Genomic DNA, 252 nt, shown 5'->3' with positions numbered 1-252 from the left:
CCCGCTACTCGTTGCGTTCAGATCCAACGTCCTAATCCATGCTTACGGGATTTTGCTACAACTTTGCTAAGAATCGGTATTTTAAAATCGTGTGCTGCGTCTATAAGCATAAGATGTAGTTTAGAACCAATTGGCCGCTGCTGTGCAATACGATGATATTGATTGGCAATATATGCACCTGTCACAGCTAACTCTTTCTTGCCCATTCCTAGAACATCAAAGATAACGATATGACCGTGATCCATCCATTTT

At 41.7% G+C, this 252-nt stretch carries 1 protein-coding gene; it reads right to left on the bottom strand.

Going from position 1 to position 252, the window contains the following annotated elements:
• Nucleotides 1-17: 17 nt before the first annotated feature.
• Nucleotides 18-252 (bottom strand): hypothetical protein (locus JDS96_RS31300; protein ID WP_242480044.1); only part of this gene is annotated, 235 nt, incomplete at its 5' end.

The organism is Bacillus cereus group sp. N21, from assembly GCF_016483395.1.
Classification (GTDB): domain Bacteria; phylum Bacillota; class Bacilli; order Bacillales; family Bacillaceae_G; genus Bacillus_A; species Bacillus_A pseudomycoides.
Note: the sequence above shows the minus strand (reverse complement) of the source record. Positions and strands in the feature narration are given on the sequence as shown.